We start from the raw sequence: 3,431 nt of genomic DNA, 5'->3' as shown, positions 1-3,431 counted from the left end.
GGCGCCAGCAACCGCATGCGCTGCAGCCGCGCCTGCGCCAAGGCCACCTGCGCCTGTGCCACCTGCACCGCAGCGCGGCTCTCATCCAGCACCCGCTGCGCCACGAACCCCTGTGCCACCAGCTCCTCGTTGCGGCGCAGGTTGGCCTGCTGCACCGCCAGTTGCGCCTGCGCCTGGGCCAGTTCGGCCTGCTGCAGCGCGTCGTCGAGCTGAAACAACACCTGCCCCTTGCGCACTGGCGCGCCGTCAACGAAGCCGATGGCCACGATGCGCCCGGCCACCTCCGGCCGGATGGCCACCCGCTGGCGCGCCAGCAGCGTGCCGACCGCCTGCGCCTCTTGCACGAGCGGGACCGCCTGCACGATGGCCACCTCCACCGCTGGCAGCCCGCCGCGGCCGGGGCCACCAGCGGCACCTGGGCCAGAGCCTGTGCCCGCGCCGCCACGCGGGGCTCCCGACGCGGCGCCAGCGGCCGCTGTTGACGCGCCACCCGCCGACCCCGCCGCCGTCCCGGCGCCGGCACCGGGCGTCACCGCGGGCATCCTCTGCCACCACCAGCCCGCCGCAGCTACCACGGCCAGCACGACCACAGCCACGATGGCATGGATGCGCGGACGGACCTGGGGCATGGGCATCTCCCGTGAATGGGCAGGGCTGACCGTATCAGCCGGCGAGTCTCAACTGTAGCCCAGCCACGTTACTCGCGTGTAAACCCGAGGCAAACACCGCCACTAGCGCGGCACCCCCCGGTTGGCCAGTGCATCGGCGCGCTCGTTGCCCGGGTCGCCGGTGTGGCCGCGCACCCAGTGCCATTCGATGCGGTGCCCGCGGGTGTGCACCAGCTCGTCGAGTTGGCGCCACAGGTCGGCGTTTTTGACCGGTTGCTTGGACGCGGTCTTCCAGCCCTTGGCCTTCCAACCGGGCAGCCATTCGGTGATGCCCTTGCGCACGTACTCGCTATCCAAATAAACGTGCACGTGGCAGGGGCGCTTGAGCGCTGCCAACGCCTCGATAACAGCGCGCAGTTCCATGCGGTTGTTGGTGGTCAGCGACTCGCCGCCGCAAAGTTCTTTTTCGGTGCCACCGGCGCGCAGCAGCACCCCCCAGCCCCCGGGGCCGGGGTTGCCCTTGCAGGCGCCGTCGGTGTAGATGGTGACTTCGGTCATGACAAACTCGGGGTGTCGCGGTCGCGCCGTGCCACCACCGCGGGCGCCGCGGCGGCGCGGGTAGGCCGCCACGCGGGCCCGAGCAGGTGCATGCCGCGCACGCGCTTGACCGCCACGATGAAATAGACCGCACCCAAAAGCGGCCACCAGCGCGGCCCGAGCCGGTCCATCCAATCGAAGCGCTGCAACCAGCGTTCGGACCGCACGGCGGGCCGGTAGCAGCCGCGCTCGATGGCCTCGACCTCGAAGCTGAGCAGGCGCAGCCAGTCGCACAAGCGCCACGGGCCGATGAAGGCGCCCGCCTCCGGCAGGTATAGCCGCGCCAGGCGCGTCTGGCCTAACCCCAGGCGCGTCGCCGCATGCGCGCGGTACTGCCGCATGCCCCACCAGCTGGCGGGATTCAAGCCGCTGACGATGACGCGGCCGTTGGGCACCAGCACGCGCTCGACCTCGCGCAGCACGGCATGTGGGTCGGCACTGAGCTCCAGGGTGTGGGGCAGCAGCACGAGGTCGAGACTGGCGGCTGGAAACGGCAACGCGGCCGCGTGCGTGACCAGGTCGACCGGACGGGCCGGGCCACCCTCCATCGACCAGGCAACGCCGCCGGGCGCTTCGGGCAGCGCCAGCCAGCGATGCGGCATGCGGTTGTTGGCCAGCGCGTCCAGTGGCGGCAGGCCCAGTTGCAGCGCATGGTATCCAAACGCATCGGCCACCGCGTCGGCAAAGCGGGCGCGCTCCCAATCGAGCAGATAGCGCCCCGGCGGGGTCTGGAACCAAGCGGCCAGTTCCGCCCCGAGCGCCTGCGCCTCGTCGCTGGCCCGCTGCGGCTGCGGTTCGGCGGCACGATCATCGGACATGGCCGACAGCGACGACGGTCAGTCAGCGGCGGCGGCCAGCGCCGGTGCCGGCGCCGCATCGGTATCGGCGTCGGGCTGGCCCAACACCACCGCGCGCACCATCTCACGCATGGCGCGCTTTTCGGGGAACGTCAGGTTGCGCCCCAGTTCGTGCCGCACACGCATCAGGATGCGTCGGTCGGCTTCGGGCGGCACGCCGATCTGCCCGCGCATGGCATCGGCCAGTTCCTGCCGCCCGTCTTCAGGCTCGTCGTCCCACCACGACTGGATGATGCGCGAAATCTCCGCACGCCAGTGGTCGTCGGGCTCGGCCGGGGCGCGCGAGGGCGGCACCGAGCGCTGGCCGGCATCGATGTCGTCGCCCTCTGCCCCGCTGGCGCGCGGCACAGCGTAGCCCACACCCGGTGTGGTCAGCGCACTCCAGGCGCCCATGGGCACGGCCACACGGCGGTCGGCCTGCATCAGCAGCCGGGCCCAGCTCGGGTCTTCCTTCGACAAGTGGCCGAAGTCGTGCACCGCGTCATCCGCCACCAGCACCACCCGCGCACCCCAGGACTGCGCTTCGTCCAGATAGGGAATCAGGCGCTCGTCATCGCTGGCGACGAGCAGCCAACCCGCGCCGTGGCGCGCCAACTGGACGATCTCCTGCCCCAGCGCGCGCACCAGCGACAGCCCACCGTCGGTCGAGTGTCGCGGTACCAGCCGCACCACGATGTCGTCGTGCAGCTCGGTCGGCGACGCGTCGCTGAAGAGTAGCGTGCGCAGCAAGGGGGCTTCGGCGCCCGCGAGCCGGGCCAGGTGCGCCAGCACGCCAGCCAGCGATCCGCGCTGCAGCGTGTTGTGCTGCGTTCCGGTGACCTGAGACGCGAGCCAGACCAAGTAGCGTTCATCGACCAGCGCGATGACCGACCCACCCGTGGCTGCCGACGACGTGGACGACCCCAAACGATGGGGGGAGCGCTTATTGAGGTGGTATTTGGTTTTCATGAAGAACGATCCGATGGGGAGGTATGTTCAGCGGCAGAGTAACACCAGCCGACTGAAACGATAGAAAGCCAAAAGGTGCGGCGAATGCAAAGGTTGCCACACGCGAATTGTGCCGCAAGAGCGGGCTGCACCGGGGCCCGGGGAGCTCAACGCCCCTGGTCCGTCGGGGGCGCCTCTGGCCGCAGAACCCATGCTTGCCGACGACGGGCACGCGCCGCAGCCTCGGCGTCCCCGGCGGCATCAGCCAGGCGGGCCTGTACCCCCAACCAGACCGCCAGCGGCCGCCGCCAGCCCTGCGCCGAAGCGGTATCGACCAGGACGGCCACGCCGGCCGCATCGAGCCGGCCTGCCCGCCACACGACGCTGCCCGCAACCAGCCGAGCGAGCGGGTCGGGCACCGACTGCAACGCCAGCACCAACT

4 protein-coding genes and 1 pseudogene are annotated in these 3,431 nt (G+C 71.0%); all 5 read right to left on the bottom strand.

The features are described 5' to 3' along the window. A partial coding sequence (locus Q0716_RS07805; protein WP_299021638.1) for a biotin/lipoyl-binding protein occupies positions 1 to 629 on the bottom strand: 629 nt, incomplete at its 3' end. 102 nt (positions 630 to 731) lie between these two features. Beyond that, positions 732 to 1,166 carry a ribonuclease HI gene (rnhA, locus tag Q0716_RS07800; RefSeq protein WP_299021637.1) on the bottom strand — a complete coding sequence of 145 codons (435 nt, stop codon included), beginning with the start codon at positions 1,164 to 1,166 and terminating at the stop codon, positions 732 to 734. After that, positions 1,163 to 1,951 carry a methyltransferase domain-containing protein gene (locus Q0716_RS07795; RefSeq protein ID WP_299021639.1) on the bottom strand — a complete coding sequence of 263 codons (789 nt, stop codon included), beginning with the start codon at positions 1,949 to 1,951 and terminating at the stop codon, positions 1,163 to 1,165. The genes rnhA and Q0716_RS07795 overlap by 4 nt, the downstream gene beginning before the upstream one ends. Before the next feature lie 90 nt (positions 1,952 to 2,041). After that, positions 2,042 to 3,010 carry a hypothetical protein gene (locus Q0716_RS07790; RefSeq protein WP_299021636.1) on the bottom strand — a complete coding sequence of 323 codons (969 nt, stop codon included), beginning with the start codon at positions 3,008 to 3,010 and terminating at the stop codon, positions 2,042 to 2,044. 146 nt (positions 3,011 to 3,156) lie between these two features. Continuing rightward, positions 3,157 to 3,431: pseudogene (locus Q0716_RS07785) on the bottom strand (hypothetical protein); the annotation flags it as partial.

It is taken from the genome of uncultured Tepidimonas sp. (genome assembly GCF_938045175.1).
Classification (GTDB): Bacteria; Pseudomonadota; Gammaproteobacteria; order Burkholderiales; family Burkholderiaceae_C; genus Tepidimonas.
The sequence above is the reverse complement of the archived record's forward strand: the minus strand, read 5'-3'. Positions and strand labels throughout refer to the sequence as shown.

Coding starts and splice junctions, on each gene's coding strand:
- rnhA (WP_299021637.1), bottom strand. CDS start 1,166: ATGACCGAAGTCACCATCTACACCGACGGCGCCTGCAAGGGCAACCCC.
- Q0716_RS07790 (WP_299021636.1), bottom strand. CDS start 3,010: ATGAAAACCAAATACCACCTCAATAAGCGCTCCCCCCATCGTTTGGGG.